The following is a 16,261-nucleotide window of genomic DNA, read 5'->3' as shown; positions in this document are numbered from 1 at the left end:
ATTATAGAGAGAGTTAAAAAGGAGTGAGGGCATGTATCGTTATGTCAGTTCACCGCAAGCGTCGAAGTACATAGTGCCACCGCCTCAACATCGAGAGTTGTCGAGTGTGGATGTGCCTGAGTCTGAATTAGAGATGCGAGAAATATTGAATAATTGGTTTGCTGATGGTTTAGCGCCCATTATTGAAAGTGAAGATGACTACATCTCTGCGAGCGATCACGTTCGATTTGAAAAGCTTAGCCGCACTGTTGGGATGCTGTTGAGAAACAAAGATTATTATTTTGCGGCCAAACGGATTTTATCAGTGTGGGAACAAGATTGTCTTGAAACCACTTATATCAATTATCTCATTTTGCGTAGTGAACGAGTTACTTCTTAAGGTAAGTTAATGCTGTGGCACTTGCCATTAGTCATTAGCGACTTAGGGTTCGTGTGCTTAAGATCTTTTTGTTTTTCTAGCGAATTAGGCAAACAAAAGGGCAAGCTTTTAGGCTCACCCTTAAGGTTCTTTCTTTACTTAACGTTAATGTTTTTACTTACCGTTATTTTCACCTAATTCTATACAGGTTTGCGACTTACACCCAACCATCAAATTTGAGTCGTTTTTGAATTCTTTCGACTGCTTCTTTCTGCATTTGTCTAACGCGCTCATTAGAAACATTGACATCAAACATTTCGCCCACTTCAGCTAGTGTTTTCACGTTGTTATCAAACAAACCAAAACGATGGATGAGCACCTTTTGTAATTTAGGAGGAAGTGTATTGATGATTTGTTCTAGAGCTTGGGTAAAGGATTGATCTTCACAATCTTGTTGAGGGTCGAGGATGTATTCACATTCACATTGTTCAAGTGCCATCGGTGCATGACTCGTTCCAACAGTCGTCGTCACGTCAATAAATCCACTTAACGCCACCAATTGATCGACGCGTTTGGTCTTAACACCAGAACTATCCGATAGTTCAGAAATAGAAATTTCTTTACGCATTTTCTTACTAACATCGAGCCTCTTTGAGGCGAGGTTATTTATTTCTTTGCATACGTGCGATGGCAATCTGACGGTACGACCGATGTTCATTAAGGCGGCTTCAATATTTTCGCGGATCCACCATACAGCATAGGTTGAAAAACGATAGCCTGGTTCTGGATCGTATTTGTCGATGGCCTTAATCAAGCCAATGTTGCCTTCCTCGATCAGGTCGAGCAGGGTGAAATTATTACCTTTACGTTTTAGGTAACTCTTTGCGATTTTCACAACAAGGCGTAGGTTTGATTCGATCATGACATCGCGCGCTTTTTTATCACCCGCGCGATTTAATTTTGCGTAATAGACTTCATCTTCACGCGACAGTAGATCGATGCCTACAATATCCTTCAAATAATGAGCATAAGGGTCTGCACTGGTAGAAAATGATTCAGTAATGGGTGTTTCATCCGCAAGCCCCTGAGACGCAGCAAAACTATCGTTGTTCATTTCCTTGTCCTTATCTAGCCGACTGAACGTTTTATTTTATTATTATGCCACTAAGTGATTAACTCTTGGTTTCATTAGAGTGTAGATAACAGTTTCTTATTTACCAATAAATAAAATGCAATTTCGTAAACTTATGTCACAAAGAAGCATACAAATATTTAACCATTTCGCATCTAATCAAATGTGTTGTTTTTTAATTTAAAACATCAACATAGTTGGCTTACAAAGTATCTGTTATTCATTACCCACCCTAGATAACGGACATGAATTTATAGGTGTGGGTTGGCTATATAATTGAGAGAGGAAATGATAAGAAAAATGGCAAGAGTCGAGGCTCAATGTTTCGAAGTATCTCAACTCTTTTGCAGTTTCGGCTATTAAGTATCGCCAAGTAAATCTTAATTCTATCGACTAATAAGTGCTAAGAACCTCATCGATTTGCTGATTAATGATCTTCATTTCGCTGTAGATAACGGAAAGATCATCAGCTTGCGGCGCAAGCTTATTGAGTGTGTTTTGTTCTACTCTTTCTAATGCAACAGTCGCCGTTTCTTCCCCAAAACTGGCTAGGATGCCTTTTAAGGTGTGCACGGTAAAATGAAGTTTGCTCCAATCTTGTTGTTGAACCAACTCTTCGATCTCTTGTAGCGAATTGCCATGGTCTTCTTGATATGTAGACAAAACGGCGTAAATGACTTCTCTGTCGTTGTCTAAATAGGCGTTTAAAGCATCAAAGTCTAGCATGTGGACTCCTGTCGGCTGCATGTTGAGAATGGGCTAGGCGGCTTAGTGGAAAAACCATACCGTGATGAATCACTAATCCATTGGTTCCATTTTGGAGGAAGTTCTAATTGTAAGATTTCTTCTAAATAGTCGTCGCTAAGTTTCTCATCTATATGAGCGTTATGGACTGCATATATATAGTCAAGTTTGGCGGCAACTGAATATGGGTAACTGTGAATGTAGTCCTTTAATTCCTGGATCGACCCGAAGTTTTCAATGTTTATACACGTTGAAGGGTCGACATTCTTGGACTCAAGTTTGTGACTTACTGTTTCTCCACGAGATTTTAGACATTCTACCGCTAAGTGATAAAGAGAGTACTCACCAAAATGGACGAGCAGTGGTAATAGTTGAGCGAGTAAGTAAGTCGGTTGGCTGTGGAAATTATTCGCTAACAGGGTCGAGGCTCTAATCACTTTTTTATGGGCAGCGTGAGGACTATTTTCTACGAGCAAGATGTTGCTTTGAAAGAGGGCTAAACTAGCCAGAACTTGATGCTGTTGCTTTACAGGAAGCTTTAGGTTCACCAACTCTGTGAATTGGTTGGCATGCTCAAGCAAAATACGTTTGTACTTTAGTTTCGTCTCTCTCTGGTAGGTCGCTTTTAACGAATTAAAGTGCGCACCAATGGAATGGATGACATCAATGTCAGCAGCCGAAATGTGGGTTGCATACATCTCACCTAACTTTATGATCATATGTGTGTTATCTGCGTTCTCAGCTAAGTCGATGGCCCTGATTGCACGATGGCTGATACTCGGTGTCATCTCAAATGCACGAATCGCCAATTTAAGAGCAGGCAGCAGCATCTTGTGTTTTTCATAGATACAGCTTAAGCAATCAATCACGCTTAATGAGAGTGGCTGCGCTATCAGAAAATTGTGGAGCTTATCTATAGCTAAATTTGGCTTTCCTAAGCTGTCGAGAATTAGCGCTTCAGCCACCAATTTTGTCGGGTGCATGTTGGTTTTCGAGTTGTTAATGACGCTAGAGAGTAACTGCCATTTCTTACCTGCAATTAAATGTTCAATCAATGTCGCTTCGAACTGGACGCTAGTGCCATTAGGGGAGATCGCCAAAGCTTGAACTAACCTTTCTTGACTGGCAATTGGATATAAATCATTCAGTTGGGTGAGCTTCTTCGAAACGGACACGGCACTTAGGATCTTTTTACCTAACCTCTGAGTATGAATCGGTTTAGAAACGAAATGGTGTGCCTCACCTGAAAGGGCAGTTAATACCGTTTCTTGACGCATATCCCCAGAGAGCAAGATTGTCGCTACAGTGTGGTCTATTAGGCGATTTCGATACAGAATCCCCAAAAGCTCAAACCCAGTGAAGGATTGCTCTAAGTGGTAATCGATGAGGAGTACATGAAAAGAGTGCGTTTCGACCGCTTTAATGGCTTGTCGATAGTCGGTCGCAATAAAGATGCAATCATGTGAAATGCCTAAGCTCGAGAGTTGCTGTTTTATAAGAATAGTTGCACTCTTAGAGTCGTCGACAATTAAAACTCGTAGGTCAGGTGGTAAGGTCAAATCCATTTTCCTCAATACCAAATGTTATTTTTAATTTAGGTGTCAGGTTGCACATTGTCAAGATGATTGTATCAAATACAAACACTCAATAAACCATTGGTTATTAAAGACTATTTAACAACATGTCTGAAAGCGACTAAACGGAAACAATTTGACGGCGTTTTTGTAAGGCTATAACTGTTTTTACAAGTGAAAAGAGGCAAGCCGATAAGCTTACCTCTCTGTCTAATTTTTCGAAATGTTGTCCTTTGCTTGAAGCTTATTCACCGAAACTCTAGCGCTAATCACGCATGTTTAGAATCAATATTGCCGCTAGAGCTAAGAACGCCGTCATCATTAAGAACACATCGTTGTAAGCCATGATTGCAGCGTCACGTTGCATTGTGCCAAGTAAGCTTGCTTGAGCTTGTTGCATCGCGGTTGCGGCATCACTTCCGGACTGAATGAAAAACGCTTGTTGCTGCTGAAGCGTCTGCCAACCAAGTTGACTCACTGAAGGTAACGACTCCTTGATGTGAGCCAAATGCTCACGCGTCTTGTTGTCTAGTAGAGTAGCGATAATCGCGATGCTGAAAGCGCCCCCTAGGTTGCGCATCACGTTGGTTAACGTTGACGCGTCTGGCGTGTCCATTTTGCTGATGTTTTTCATGGCAACCAAAGACAGCGGAACCATGATAAACGGACTACCAATAGCACGTAGGACCATAGACAAAATCAGCTGTTGCCCGCCAAAATCGATTGTCATGTGTGTATTTACGTAACAACTGAAACCGAACATCGCGAAACCAAAGGTAACCAAGTACTTAGGCTTAATGATCTGTGTTAGCTTAGGCACAATTGGGAATATCAGAAGTTGTGGGAAACCCATCCACATTAGCACTTCACCAATTTCCATCGCGTTATATTGCTGAATTTGAGTGAGATACATCGGCAGAACATAGATAGAACCAAGCAGTGCCATCCCTAGAATCAAATAGGCGATACAGGACATTGCAAATTGCCCATCCCGCAATAGCCGCAGGTTAACCAATGGCTTCTTGTGTTGGAGTTCATTTATCACGAAGTAAACCAAACTCACTGCAGAGACGATACTCAAGCCAATAATAAAGCTCGAGCTGAACCACTCTTCACGGTTACCTTCTTCTAGTACCACTTCTAGACAGCCCAATCCTAACGCCATGGTGGCGATACCAAACCAATCCGCTTTTTTTAGCGTGCCAAGGTCGAGCTTTTCATCGTCTAAGCCATATCGGATCATGGTGATCACAAGCAAAGCTGGCGGAATATTGATGTAGAAAATATAGTGCCACGAGAAATTCTCTGTCAGCCAGCCACCAAAGGTAGGGCCGATCGATGGAGCAAAGGTCGCGGTTACACCAAACAGTGCCATACCCACAGCGCGCTTGTTGACAGGCAATAACTGAATCACTAGTGAGAAAGCAAGTGGGATTAAAGCACCACCACTAAAGCCTTGCATCGCACGGAACACGATCATCGAGGTCATGTTCCAAGAGAATGAACATAACAAAGATGAAATGGTGAAGATGGCCGTAGTCCACGTGATATAACGGCGTTTACCGAGCGCTTTAGAAAGCCAACCACTGAGTGGGATAGCGATCATCTCTGCGACTAGATAAGACGTAGATATCCACGAACTTTCATCTAAGGTGGCAGAAAGCGCCCCTTGAATGTCTTTGAGAGACGAGTTGGTGATCTGAATATCCAAGATCGCCATAAACGCGCCAATCAAGCCGCCAAATAGGGCGATCCAATGGCGTCTTGAAACCTCTTCATCATAATTAGTTTGAGTGACAACACCGGCATTACTCATGGTCTAGCCTCGTTTATCGATGGTCGCGACCACAGACAAACCAGGAAGCAATCGACCTTTCAATTCTTGCTGATCAGGAATAGTAATTTTCACTGGTACGCGTTGAACGATTTTAGTGAAGTTACCGGTCGCGTTTTCTGGTGGTAAGAGCGCAAACTTAGCGCCAGTCGCAGGGGAGAAGCTGTCGACCACACCTTCAAGCGGCTGCCCCGGGAACGCATCCAGTTCTACTTCAACCGTCTGACCTTTATGAATGCCACTTAGCTGTGTCTCTTTGAAGTTGGCTTCAATCCACACTTGGTTGTTTGGTACCAAACTCATAAGTGGTGCACCTGCTTGAATCAACAAGCCTTCACGTACACTGCGTTTACCAATTACGCCATCTGCTGGCGCGTAAACCTTGGTGTAGTTAAGGTTAAGTTGTGATTGATCTCTTTGGGCTTGAGCTTCGGTCACGGATGCGTTTGCTTGCTCAATCTCACTAGCGATAACGGTTAATTGATCATTGCTTGCAACGAGGTTTGCTTTTGCTTCTTCTAAATCTGCCTGAGTTACTTTTTGTTGTGCAACCATGCTGTCGACTTCATCTTGAGACGCGTAGTTACGTTTTAGTAAGCTACGAGAACGTACCACTTGTTGAGTCGCACGTTCGTATTCAGCTTGTGCAGAATCGACGCGACTCTCTGCTTGATCAATCTTGCTACGTTGTAACGTTTGTTGTGCCACTAGATTTTTTACGTCTGATTGCACGACGCTTAAATGGGCGTTTGCTTGAGCGAGTGCTGACTGGTAATCACGGTCATCGATTTGAACCAACAAATCCCCTTCTTTAACCGATTGGTTATCACTCACGTAAGACTTAACAATATAGCCAGAGACCTTAGGACTAATATTCGTGATGTCGCCTTGTAGGTAGGCATTGTCGGTAGATTCAAAGTACTGGCCATAGCCGTACCAGTATCCAGCGCCGGCTAAACCCAATGACAGCATGATCGCAGTAGCAATAAGCGGTGCTTTTTTACGTTTTTTTGTGCTTACTGTTTGCGAAGCGTTGTTGTTCTCTGTCATTTTTTATTTCTCATTTTGTTTTTATTTAGATGTAACGAATTGTAAATGAATTCGATTGATTGATAAGATAGGAAAAAAGGGAAACACTGTTGCAAAAATCAAGCTAATAGCGCTTTGGGAGAAATACGATGGACTTAAATGCTGTGACTGTTTTTACGCAAGTTATTGATTGTGGTAGTTTCACGCACGCAGCTGAGGCATTGAACATGACCAAGTCGACCGTCAGCCGAAAGCTAGACGAGCTGGAACAGCACCTAGGTGTGAGGTTGATCACTCGCTCGACTCGAAGTTTAGTCTTAACGCCAGAGGGGGAGAGCTTTTATCAGTCGAGCATACAGATGCAAGAGATCATGAACCAAGCTGAGCTAGAGGTTTCAGCCAATCAGGATTTGATCCGAGGGCAGTTGAATGTTGTGTTGCCTGTCGAATTGGGGCATCAAGTATTAGCAAAGTACATCCACAGCTTCCTAAAAGAGCACCCAAACGTGACTTTGAACTTAGAATTGACGAATCGAGAAGTCGACATCATTGCGGAGGGGATTGATCTTTACGCGCAAATTGGTGAGTTAGTGGATTCGAGTTTGGTTTCTCGCTACCTCACAACATCAAAGCGTGTATTGGTAGCCAGCCCTGAGTATTTAGAACAGTTCGGTGAAATTTCTTCGCCCAATGACCTTAAACCGCCATTTAGAATGATTGAGGTGGTGAACAAGGCGGCGCGTCTACCCAAGTGGCATTTACAATTAGAAGGCGGAGAGTCGATTTTGATCGATCTGCCGTGTCAGTTGCGAGTGAATACCATCACGGCATGCTTAACGGCATGTTTGGATGGGATCGGCTTAGCGGTGCTTCCTGAATTCATTTGTCGTGAGCACTTCAAGACAGGCAAGTTGATTCGTTTATTACCTGAATATGAGATGCCAGAAGTTTCAGTAAGCCTAGTGTATGCAGACAGGAAGTTGATGCCGAAACGTAAGAAGGTCTTTATCGACTATTTACTGACTGCCTTTCAAAATAGGGACCATAAGTAGGGTGCGACTATTAGTTACGGGCAACTTTTAGCTAGGGGCGAGTCTTAGTTAGTGTTAATCCATAACTCCAGTCATCTTCGTTAACGGCTCTTTGGTAAAAGCTAAGACTAAAAGCCTTGGAAATGACTTCTAACCTGCACGTCAACATGTGCTCTCTGAATAGCAATTGTTGAATGTTTTTTTAAAAATGGTGAAAATGCAGTAAGTATCATTGTGAACGTAATAGCTGGCTAATTGTATACTTATTGTTATCCGATGGCGGGTCGCTCAGACTATACTGAGTTCATACCTAATCAGAGGAACACAATCATGAAAGCATTCACTAAATCAGTATTGGTAATTAGCATTTTATCTGTAGGCACTGCCCAGGCGTTTGAACTAACGAGTAATGATATTCAAGAAGGTCATCCAATGGCGAAGACCTTTGAATACTCAAGCTGGGGCTGTGATGGCGAAAACCTATCACCACAGTTGATGTGGAAAGATGCACCAGCAGGTACTAAAAGCTTTGCTATCACAGCTTATGACCCAGATGCACCGACTGAAAGTGGCTTCTGGCACTGGGTTGCGTTTGATATCCCTGCAACTGTGAACGAGTTACCTCGCGGTGTCGACATCTCTAAAGTCGGCGGCAAAGAAGGTCGTATTGATTACGGCACAGTTGGCTACGGTGGCGTTTGTCCTCCAGAAAAAGATGGCATGCACCGCTACCAGTTCACGGTTTGGGCACTGCCAACGGACAAACTTAACCTAGACGAAAATACGCCGTCGGCAGTGGTTGGGTTCACGTTGAACAGTATGGCTTTAGACAAAGCGAAATTGACCGCAACTTATACACGTTAATAGCTTATGTACGTTAAAAGCTTATACACGTACATAATAAGTAAACAAGGGGATGAGATGAATCATCAATATCAAGTGACGATCTTTCGTGCAGAGCAGTTACAAAAACTGCGTAATGTGAGGATTCTATCCCCTAGTATCATTCAGATCATTACAGGCAGTAAGCGCCTGTTTTGGAAAGATTCAGCGGCAGAGCTCTCACATTCTGAGCTGTTGTTGTGTGAGGCATCAGCGTCACTAAGTTTTGAGAACATGCCCCACAAAGGGCGCTTCTTGTCGCGAGTGTTCAGCTTTCAATTCCAACCTTCTCAGGCGATGCTTGATTTAAGTGAGGAACGGTCGAATGATCTGGGACTGCCTACAGTAAAAGCGGATCGAAACTTACAAGACTCACTCAACGCGCTGTTTTCGTTTGATACACAGAGCATGAGCAAAGAGACTCAACAGTTTTGGCTGCAGGGCTTGTACCAGCAATTAGCTGAAAAAGGGGTATTGCATCGACTGTTTGCCAGTGCCAACGTCTCGTTTAGCCAAAAGCTTAGCCATTATCTTTCACATTCACCAGATGAGAAGCATCCGCTAGAGTCGGTGGCGGAGCGTTTTGCGATGAGCCGAGCGACACTGATTCGAAAGCTCAAACTGGAAGGTATGCAATATCGTGAGGTATTAGCTGAAGTTCGCTTGAGTCACGCGCTTTATCTGATGCAAAACGGACAACAGAATGTTGCGATGTTGGCTCAGTCTTGCGGTTATCAATCGGAAGGGCGTTTTAGTCAGCGCTTTAAAGGCAAATTTGGTTTGTCGCCAAGTGAATACATCAAGACAGTCGCGGTGCCTTAAAAAAGTAGTCTATTAATGCACATGGTTTATCTCTCATTGAATGATATTACAAATACCGTTTTAATAGGCTTAAATCACCTGAATGAACGAGAGCAGACCGCTCTAAACCAGAGAAAGTAATCCATGACTGTATTGAATATCGACAAGCTCATCTCAGACTTCCCATTGCTTCAACAATTAGTGGCACTCGAAGAAGTGACTTGGTTTTACCCAAACATCACGACTTTGGAGCAAGGTTTACCCTATGTGGGATTAGGCGAACAAGATATTCACGATGCGAGCATCAGGCTGCAAAGGTTTGCTCCTTATCTAGCCAAGGCGTTTCCTGAAACTCAAGCGACCAATGGCATCATCGAGTCTGAGCTTGTTGACATTCCATCTATGAAATCAGCATTGGAAGCGCATTATCAGCAACCTATCAAAGGGCGTCTGATGATGAAGAAAGACAGCCATTTACCGATTTCAGGTTCAATCAAAGCTCGGGGTGGTATTTATGAAGTACTAACGCATGCCGAGAAATTAGCGTTTGAAGCCGGATTGCTGAGTGAAAGCGATGACTACAGTAAGTTGCTCGAACCTGAATTCCGTGACTTCTTTAAGCAATACAGTATTGCCGTAGGTTCAACGGGTAATCTAGGCATGTCAATCGGTATCATGAGTGCCAAATTAGGCTTTACGGTCTCTGTTCATATGTCGGCAGATGCGAGAGCTTGGAAGAAAAGCAAACTTCGTGAGCATGGCGTCAACGTTGTTGAATATGAACAAGACTATGGCGTTGCAGTGGAACAAGGACGTAAAGAGGCTGAACAAGATCCGCGATGTTTTTTCATTGATGATGAAAACTCGCAAACCCTGTTTCTTGGCTACTCGGTGGCAGGGCAAAGGCTCAAACAGCAATTTGAACAACAACACATTTCAGTGGATAAAGAACACCCACTATTTGTTTACTTGCCATGTGGGGTAGGTGGTGGCCCCGGTGGTGTCGCATTTGGCTTGAAGATGGCCTTTGGTGATCATGTCCATTGTATTTTTGCTGAACCGACCCATTCACCTTGCATGTTGCTCGGTGTTCACACGGGTTTGCATGATGAGATAGCGGTGCAAGATCTTGGTATCGATAACTTAACAGCCGCAGACGGTTTAGCGGTGGGGCGAGCATCTGGATTTGTCGGTCGCGCGATGGAGCGTTTGCTTGATGGTTATTACACATTAACCGATGAACGCATGTACCAATTGTTAGGTGAGCTGAATCAAGCAGAGGGCATTCAACTTGAGCCTTCAGCGCTAGCAGGTATGCCGGGTGCGGTTCATGTTGAGCAAAATAGTGAATACCTTGCTCGTGTAGAAATTGATGAGTCGACGCTAGCGAATGCAACACACCTTGTGTGGGCGACAGGCGGAGGCATGGTGCCACCACAAGAAATGGCAGCTTACTTAGCGAAGTCATCGGTTTAACCCTTAATCTTTTATCGTTTGTAAATATCAGTTGTTGAAAATATAAGCTGTTTAAAAGGTAAGTCATTATAGAAGAGTGTTGTTTATAGCTTGAACACACTCTTTCTCACCTCTAAATCCCACCGTAATTCAAACAATAACTTGCGCAGATCGTTATCCAAAACACACATTTTATAAATTAAGCTTCTTAGATGTTCTAACTGTCAGTTAGTTTGAGTGGCATTCAACTTGATAGGGATTTAGCTATGCAAACGGATAAAGTGATGCAGACAAGACACATAAACACACCAGAAAATTTACTACAGCGTTTAGAAGCGATTGGAGAGTCTTTGGAAGCGTCGGGTAAGGCTCATGCTTTATTGGGACTGGGCTCAGTAGGTATTGAAACGGAGCGACTTGATCAGTATTCAGATGTCGATTTTTTCGCGATAGTACAAACTGGGCACAAGCAGTATTTCTTAGACAGTTTGCATTGGCTATCTGATATTCACCCAATCGACTACGTAGTTAGAAATACCGTCGATGGCTATAAAGTCCTGTACGCTGACGGAATCTTTTGTGAGTTTGCAGTGTTTGAACCTCACGAGTTAGCGCATATCCCATTTGCTGAAGGGCGCATTGTTTGGCAGGAAGCCGACTTTGATACTCAGTGTTGTGTGCCACCAGAAAAACCTGCTGCTCAACCTAATTCACAAGAATGGATCGTAGGAGAGGCACTCACCAATCTTTACGTGGGTATGTCTCGCTATAACCGAGGTGAAAAGCTATCTGGGAGCCGGTTTGTTCAATCTTACGCACTTGATCGTTTGATCGATCTTGTGGAGCAAACTGAACAGTCTGAGCCTGAATTCGTTGATGAATTTATGTCGGATAGAAGGCTAGAAGCACGCTTTCCTAAGTTTGCCCAATTGCTACCAACTTTTACCCAAGGTTACGAGCGCACCGCTGAATCGGCACTTGCCCAACTAGCATTCCTCAACATCCACTTCACAGTCAATCAAGCCATGTGCGACCGAATCACTGAATTGTGTTCCAGTAAAGATTAAGCCTATAACCTGTTAATCTTAAAACCTACTTTCTTGGTTCGCGGTTCGTTATTATTTTCCGATACTAATATCTACGATATGGCAACGCGTGATCTAAAATTCCAGCTTTCAAGTAATGGTAATCAAATGAAAATTAACGTTTGATTCCCTGTCTTATTTTCGGCTTTGGCCTTAATTTCTGGCCGTTCAGATGCGGTCAGTGATGAGCACTCGACCTATGCTCAAGCCAAAGAAGAGCGCTTGTTCGACAGGGGATGGTTACCCGACATTCTGCCTAAGTCTACCGTGAAGATTGAAGTGAATAACGATCTGGATGTGAATACTTAAGAAGGAAGCTTCATCATCAACGAGCCAGCATTGTCTGAGTTTATTGGGAAATTAAAGCCGACTGAATCAACCAATCAATTTCAGTTTGTAGATGGCGAGAATGTTTGGGTGTTCAAGGTCGGTGATGATAGTTTAGTTTCCTACACGCTCAGTAACCGCGAAGGCTAAGTTAAGTAATTCCAATCTACATTCCTGTTATGGGTTATGTAGGTTGCCGAATGAGATTGTTCACCTAACTATGCCTAGTCAACGCCAATGAGCCCGTATCACTCTTAGTTACAGGAAGGTAATGATGGAAATCAGGCAGTTGGATCATTTGGTATTAACCGTGAGTGATTTACAAGTTACGGTCGACTTTTACCAACGGGTGCTTGGAATGAAGCCCATCGAATTTGGCGAGGGTAGGTTGGCGTTGTCATTTGGGACGCAGAAGATCAATTTACACCTCAAAGGTAGCGAGTTCGAGCCAAAGGCAAGGCATGTGCAGGTCGGTAGTGCAGACCTCTGCTTTGTTACCAATACACCAATGGCTGAAGTTGTCGAACATATCCAAGCGCAAGGCGTCGTGATAGAAGAGGGACCCGTGCCACGAACAGGTGCAATCGGAACAATTGTCTCTGTTTATATTCGAGATCCTGATGGCAACCTGATTGAGCTCTCGAATTATTAGTCTTAAGCACTAAATCCGTACGCTTTTCTTTACTATTCCAGAACGCGACTTTTAACGTTTATTTCGCTTATCACTGGATGTCGTCAGCCAAATAAAATACAATCGAACAATGTTTTATTAATTCGTGCTTTATCACTATGATGAGAAACTTACTCATATTCATCGTTAGCTTGTTTTTCTTAACAGCTTGTTCTTCAACGAGCAATCATCAGCTAGACGACAAGACATTGAGCAACGAAGACGCTATTTCGAAAAGCGTAGAGGGAGATTGTAATCTCGAGACATCAAAGGGTAAAAATCCTGAGGCCAGCGTTGATTCTTCCCATGATTCAAATAAGGACACGGTAGCTGACGCTGAGTCAGAATCAGTTGAACCTTCTCAAGTAGCAGCGACAGAAACCACGGAAAGCGATCCTAACAGTAGCGGTGACAAAGGCATCGGAAGCTATTTTATTCGTCATAACCAACCGACCAAGACCGTGATTAAATCACTAGAGGGCGTGACAGATGCATTGAACGTCATGACGTTTGGGATATTTGCCACCGGTAACGGTTAAATCGTTAACCAAGAACGCCAAACTAATAGATAGAATGAAACGTGAAGGCGAGCCAGATGGTTCGCCTTTTTTGATCTTCTAAATCTGGCCATCGTTCTTCTTAAGGATCGTGTTCACTTATCTGAGCGTATAGTCAGGCGACGGTTAACGAAAATAGGAAATTATTAGTTCTGGAAGGGACTCGCCGAATTTACCCTGTTTGACTTGTTATATGCACCAAGGGTTCTAATACTCATCCCAAAGTAAGCAATGAAATCTAATCTTACAAAGACAAGTCTTATATTCACTTGCGAGCATAGTAAGATGTTTGCTGTTAAGTTCGGTTAGGTTTAGTTATCAATATTCTAGGGAAGAAAAATGAAGAATAAGAGCGTGTTTTTAAGTGTCGCGATGGTTATGTTGTCAGCTCATGCAAATGCATCAGACGCGAACCATGAGTCTGTATCAGATGGTGTTATCGCAGAACAAAGAGCGAAGCTTTCTGAAAATACCCAAGGACAAGGTTTTGGACCGCAAGCTCCTCGAGATTTGGGTTCATTAGAAGGAACAAATACCAGGTTGTTCTCGGATGCTCCTGATTCAACAGCGATGAACTTATGTAATATTCACTTCCATAAAAATGCTGAGCATAAAGGCGGCGAGTTTACTCAATATGCTGGCAATGGTGATGGTAAGGGATTCCAGAGTGGCTTTAAATACACAGGCAAGTTGAGTTCTGCTGAGCTGAAACCATTTGAGGGTAAGGTTTGTCCGAGCGATCATGGTTCTTTGCATTCGGGTGACACCATTGAAGTTCACTATGTTTATTCAACGGCGCAAGTTGAACCGGGTGAAACATTGGGCGCTTGTTTTAACGACGCGATTACCAACCCGCAACTGCGTGTAGAAACCCAAGTTTACGTATTAGTGAATGACGACAATGCACTCGACTTTGAAGCGCTCGCTAAACATTCAAAAGTGAACGGCTTACACCAAGCACCAAACATCCCACAAGATACGGGCTCAGCGATTCAATACGCAGGCTCTACAACGGGTCCTGGTTATAATGAGCAAGGTTCACCTTTCCAAGTAACATGGAGCGTTCGTCCACAAGTAGCGAAAGTAAACATCGCGACAGTGGGTAGCTGGTGTGAAGGCAATGACTTTAACGAAGACCATGCCCACGGTGTGAGAAACTTGGTGGTTAACCCTGCGTTGTTGTCACCAATGGCAAACTAATCTTGTTACCTTGATTTGTACTCAATATTTTGCAGAGGCGAGCCACTAGGTTCGCCTTTTTTATGCCCTAATGAAAAGTACTTAGGTTTAGGTTTAATTAAGCCTGGTGTGTAAATTACGAGCGACACATATTCAAGACATGAGTTGTGTAAATCGTATTTATTCAAAAACGTTCTTTACCAGAATCGAAGCTCCATGATACGTTCATGATCAATTATGTTGGGTTATAGAAAAGGACAGTCCAATGTCATTAGAAAGTGCGATTACATTCTTTATTGCCATGTTTATATTTGGCATTACTCCGGGGCCTGGCGTCTTTGCCATTTTAGCTCGTGCTATGGTTCAAGGATGGCGAAAGTGCGTCACGCTTTCGTTAGGTATGATATGCAGTGATCTTATTTACCTTGCGCTTGCCTGTTTCGGTCTAGCGACGATTGCCGAGAACTGGTCGATTGCGTTTGAGGTGATTCGCTACGTTGGTGCAGCTTATTTAATTTACTTGGGCTACAAGATGTTTAAGAGCCTGCCTGAAGTGCAAGGTTCAGCGGAGCTGGCGGCAAAACAAAGTCAGAAATCAGAACTTGCTAGCTTCGCGCAAGGCTTTCTGATCTCAGCATCAAACCCTAAAGTGATTCTGTTTTATATTTCGTTCTTGCCGACTTTCATTGATCTGACGGTTTTGCGTTCACAAGACATCGTCTTGGTTTCTGTTTTAGCGGCAGTTGCTTTGATGTCGGGCTTAATGATTATTGCAATGGGCGCGGGCAGAATGGCAAGTTTGCTTAAAACGCCACGCGCACACAAAAGGTTAAACCAAAGTGCTGGTGGAATAATGATTGCGGCTGGCTCATATTTGGCGATCAATCGATAGATATGGGTTGTTGAGCTCGTTTTTCTAAGTACGACTCTTGAAACATGAAGGCGGACCAATTGGTTCGCCTTTTTTGATCCCGCATTCTGATATGTTTCTTGTCAGTCTGATCAAATTAGATGTCTAGGTGTTTGATAGGCTTCAAGCCAGTCTAACGGTAATTATGGAAAAGAAAGCTAAGTAACTAGATAAGATAAAGACGATAGGTAGGTAATTTTTCATCTGTCACTCCTTCTTATTGGTTTAGCCCTATTTTATTGATATTTAGTAGGAAAGACATGAATAAGAGATATTCATTTTTGCTGTTAGTGATGCCATATATGAATATCTCTAAACCATAGCTGATATGAGTAATTCTGGAATAATGTGTGCAATAAATTAAACCTTAAAAAGGGAATAGCCATGCATTATTTACAGCAACTTCTATCTACGCTCATATCCATAAACTATTGCAGTGGAAGCAGTGATTACCTTGATGATCACTTATATCCTACTTATCTGCAACTCACAGAAGAAGACCAGCCAACGCATATTGATACAGGTGATTCAACTGAAGAGTCTCTGTCTAGCCACCAGCCTTACATACGTATCCCAACCAAACCATTCGACGCAGAAATGAATAACTCTTATTCATCGAGTTAAATTTGGTTAGCGATAAACTAAGCAGCATATAGGAAAACAACAAGGGACGACCAACGTGACAGCGTTACA

The 16,261-nt window shown here is 43.0% G+C and carries 16 protein-coding genes and 1 pseudogene; 12 read left to right on the top strand and 5 right to left on the bottom strand.

Going from position 1 to position 16,261, the window contains the following annotated elements; translation table 11 throughout:
• Positions 1–31: 31 nt before the first annotated feature.
• Positions 32–379 (top strand): hypothetical protein, encoded by a 348-nt coding sequence (locus tag ATB74_RS05770; protein ID WP_061017164.1) that lies wholly within the window; start codon positions 32–34, stop codon positions 377–379.
• Between the two features lie 196 nt (positions 380–575).
• On the opposite strand, the gene ATB74_RS05765 is transcribed toward ATB74_RS05770, so the two are convergent.
• The 5 genes from ATB74_RS05765 to ATB74_RS05745 all read right to left on the bottom strand — a co-directional run bounded on the left by ATB74_RS05765 (position 576) and on the right by ATB74_RS05745 (position 6,692).
• Complete coding sequence (locus ATB74_RS05765) at positions 576–1,472, bottom strand: sigma-70 family RNA polymerase sigma factor (protein ID WP_061017162.1); 897 nt, start codon at positions 1,470–1,472, stop codon at positions 576–578.
• 411 nt (positions 1,473–1,883) lie between these two features.
• Positions 1,884–2,216, bottom strand: coding sequence for an Hpt domain-containing protein (locus ATB74_RS05760; protein WP_060981413.1), 333 nt, complete (start codon positions 2,214–2,216; stop codon positions 1,884–1,886).
• Positions 2,210–3,799, bottom strand: coding sequence for a response regulator (locus ATB74_RS05755; RefSeq protein WP_060981412.1), 1,590 nt, complete (start codon positions 3,797–3,799; stop codon positions 2,210–2,212). Before ATB74_RS05755 ends, ATB74_RS05760 begins: the two co-directional genes overlap by 7 nt.
• 274 nt (positions 3,800–4,073) lie before the next feature.
• Entirely contained in the window at positions 4,074–5,624 is a 1,551-nt protein-coding gene (locus ATB74_RS05750) for a DHA2 family efflux MFS transporter permease subunit (RefSeq protein ID WP_061017159.1), read from the bottom strand.
• A gap of 3 nt (positions 5,625–5,627) precedes the next feature.
• Entirely contained in the window at positions 5,628–6,692 is a 1,065-nt protein-coding gene (locus ATB74_RS05745) for an HlyD family secretion protein (RefSeq protein ID WP_061017156.1), read from the bottom strand.
• Between the two features lie 128 nt (positions 6,693–6,820).
• Here ATB74_RS05745 and ATB74_RS05740 point away from each other — a divergent pair, with 128 nt between their 5' ends.
• The 11 genes and pseudogenes from ATB74_RS05740 to ATB74_RS05690 all read left to right on the top strand — a co-directional run bounded on the left by ATB74_RS05740 (position 6,821) and on the right by ATB74_RS05690 (position 16,192).
• Positions 6,821–7,723, top strand: a complete 903-nt coding sequence (locus ATB74_RS05740) for a LysR family transcriptional regulator (RefSeq protein WP_061017153.1) — start codon at positions 6,821–6,823, stop codon at positions 7,721–7,723.
• A 309-nt stretch (positions 7,724–8,032) separates the two neighbouring features.
• Positions 8,033–8,566, top strand: coding sequence for a YbhB/YbcL family Raf kinase inhibitor-like protein (locus ATB74_RS05735; RefSeq protein WP_061017151.1), 534 nt, complete (start codon positions 8,033–8,035; stop codon positions 8,564–8,566).
• Between the two features lie 57 nt (positions 8,567–8,623).
• Complete coding sequence (locus ATB74_RS05730; RefSeq protein ID WP_061017149.1) at positions 8,624–9,406, top strand: helix-turn-helix transcriptional regulator; 783 nt, start codon at positions 8,624–8,626, stop codon at positions 9,404–9,406.
• 123 nt (positions 9,407–9,529) lie between these two features.
• Positions 9,530–10,861, top strand: a complete 1,332-nt coding sequence (locus ATB74_RS05725; RefSeq protein WP_061017146.1) for a D-serine ammonia-lyase — start codon at positions 9,530–9,532, stop codon at positions 10,859–10,861.
• 245 nt (positions 10,862–11,106) lie between these two features.
• A complete protein-coding gene (locus tag ATB74_RS05720) occupies positions 11,107–11,907 on the top strand; it encodes a hypothetical protein (RefSeq protein WP_061017144.1) in 801 nt (266 codons plus the stop codon).
• Between the two features lie 165 nt (positions 11,908–12,072).
• Positions 12,073–12,402: pseudogene (locus tag ATB74_RS05715) on the top strand (hypothetical protein).
• Positions 12,403–12,526: 124 nt separating this feature from the next.
• Entirely contained in the window at positions 12,527–12,904 is a 378-nt protein-coding gene (locus tag ATB74_RS05710; protein WP_061017142.1) for a VOC family protein, read from the top strand.
• Positions 12,905–13,041: 137 nt separating this feature from the next.
• Entirely contained in the window at positions 13,042–13,461 is a 420-nt protein-coding gene (locus ATB74_RS05705; protein WP_061017140.1) for a hypothetical protein, read from the top strand.
• Positions 13,462–13,818: 357 nt separating this feature from the next.
• Complete coding sequence (locus ATB74_RS05700) at positions 13,819–14,679, top strand: delta-class carbonic anhydrase (protein WP_060981401.1); 861 nt, start codon at positions 13,819–13,821, stop codon at positions 14,677–14,679.
• 244 nt (positions 14,680–14,923) lie between these two features.
• Positions 14,924–15,550 (top strand): LysE family translocator, encoded by a 627-nt coding sequence (locus tag ATB74_RS05695; protein ID WP_061017138.1) that lies wholly within the window; start codon positions 14,924–14,926, stop codon positions 15,548–15,550.
• 402 nt (positions 15,551–15,952) lie between these two features.
• On the top strand, positions 15,953–16,192 hold the full coding sequence (locus ATB74_RS05690; protein ID WP_061017136.1) for a hypothetical protein: 240 nt from the start codon (positions 15,953–15,955) through the stop codon (positions 16,190–16,192).
• Positions 16,193–16,261 lie beyond the last annotated feature (69 nt).

The organism is Vibrio splendidus (assembly GCF_001557875.1).
GTDB classification, from domain to species: Bacteria; Pseudomonadota; Gammaproteobacteria; order Enterobacterales; family Vibrionaceae; genus Vibrio; species Vibrio splendidus_F.
The sequence above is the reverse complement of the archived record's forward strand: the minus strand, read 5'-3'. Positions and strand labels throughout refer to the sequence as shown.

Excerpts from the sequence above, each read along its gene's own strand:
- ATB74_RS05770 (WP_061017164.1), top strand. The coding sequence starts at position 32 with ATGTATCGTTATGTCAGTTCACCGCAAGCGTCGAAGTACATAGTGCCA.
- ATB74_RS05765 (WP_061017162.1), bottom strand. The coding sequence starts at position 1,472 with ATGAACAACGATAGTTTTGCTGCGTCTCAGGGGCTTGCGGATGAAACA.
- ATB74_RS05760 (WP_060981413.1), bottom strand. The coding sequence starts at position 2,216 with ATGCTAGACTTTGATGCTTTAAACGCCTATTTAGACAACGACAGAGAA.
- ATB74_RS05755 (WP_060981412.1), bottom strand. The coding sequence starts at position 3,799 with ATGGATTTGACCTTACCACCTGACCTACGAGTTTTAATTGTCGACGAC.
- ATB74_RS05750 (WP_061017159.1), bottom strand. The coding sequence starts at position 5,624 with ATGAGTAATGCCGGTGTTGTCACTCAAACTAATTATGATGAAGAGGTT.
- ATB74_RS05745 (WP_061017156.1), bottom strand. The coding sequence starts at position 6,692 with ATGACAGAGAACAACAACGCTTCGCAAACAGTAAGCACAAAAAAACGT.
- ATB74_RS05740 (WP_061017153.1), top strand. The coding sequence starts at position 6,821 with ATGGACTTAAATGCTGTGACTGTTTTTACGCAAGTTATTGATTGTGGT.
- ATB74_RS05735 (WP_061017151.1), top strand. The coding sequence starts at position 8,033 with ATGAAAGCATTCACTAAATCAGTATTGGTAATTAGCATTTTATCTGTA.
- ATB74_RS05730 (WP_061017149.1), top strand. The coding sequence starts at position 8,624 with ATGAATCATCAATATCAAGTGACGATCTTTCGTGCAGAGCAGTTACAA.
- ATB74_RS05725 (WP_061017146.1), top strand. The coding sequence starts at position 9,530 with ATGACTGTATTGAATATCGACAAGCTCATCTCAGACTTCCCATTGCTT.
- ATB74_RS05720 (WP_061017144.1), top strand. The coding sequence starts at position 11,107 with ATGCAAACGGATAAAGTGATGCAGACAAGACACATAAACACACCAGAA.
- ATB74_RS05710 (WP_061017142.1), top strand. The coding sequence starts at position 12,527 with ATGGAAATCAGGCAGTTGGATCATTTGGTATTAACCGTGAGTGATTTA.
- ATB74_RS05705 (WP_061017140.1), top strand. The coding sequence starts at position 13,042 with ATGATGAGAAACTTACTCATATTCATCGTTAGCTTGTTTTTCTTAACA.
- ATB74_RS05700 (WP_060981401.1), top strand. The coding sequence starts at position 13,819 with ATGAAGAATAAGAGCGTGTTTTTAAGTGTCGCGATGGTTATGTTGTCA.
- ATB74_RS05695 (WP_061017138.1), top strand. The coding sequence starts at position 14,924 with ATGTCATTAGAAAGTGCGATTACATTCTTTATTGCCATGTTTATATTT.
- ATB74_RS05690 (WP_061017136.1), top strand. The coding sequence starts at position 15,953 with ATGCATTATTTACAGCAACTTCTATCTACGCTCATATCCATAAACTAT.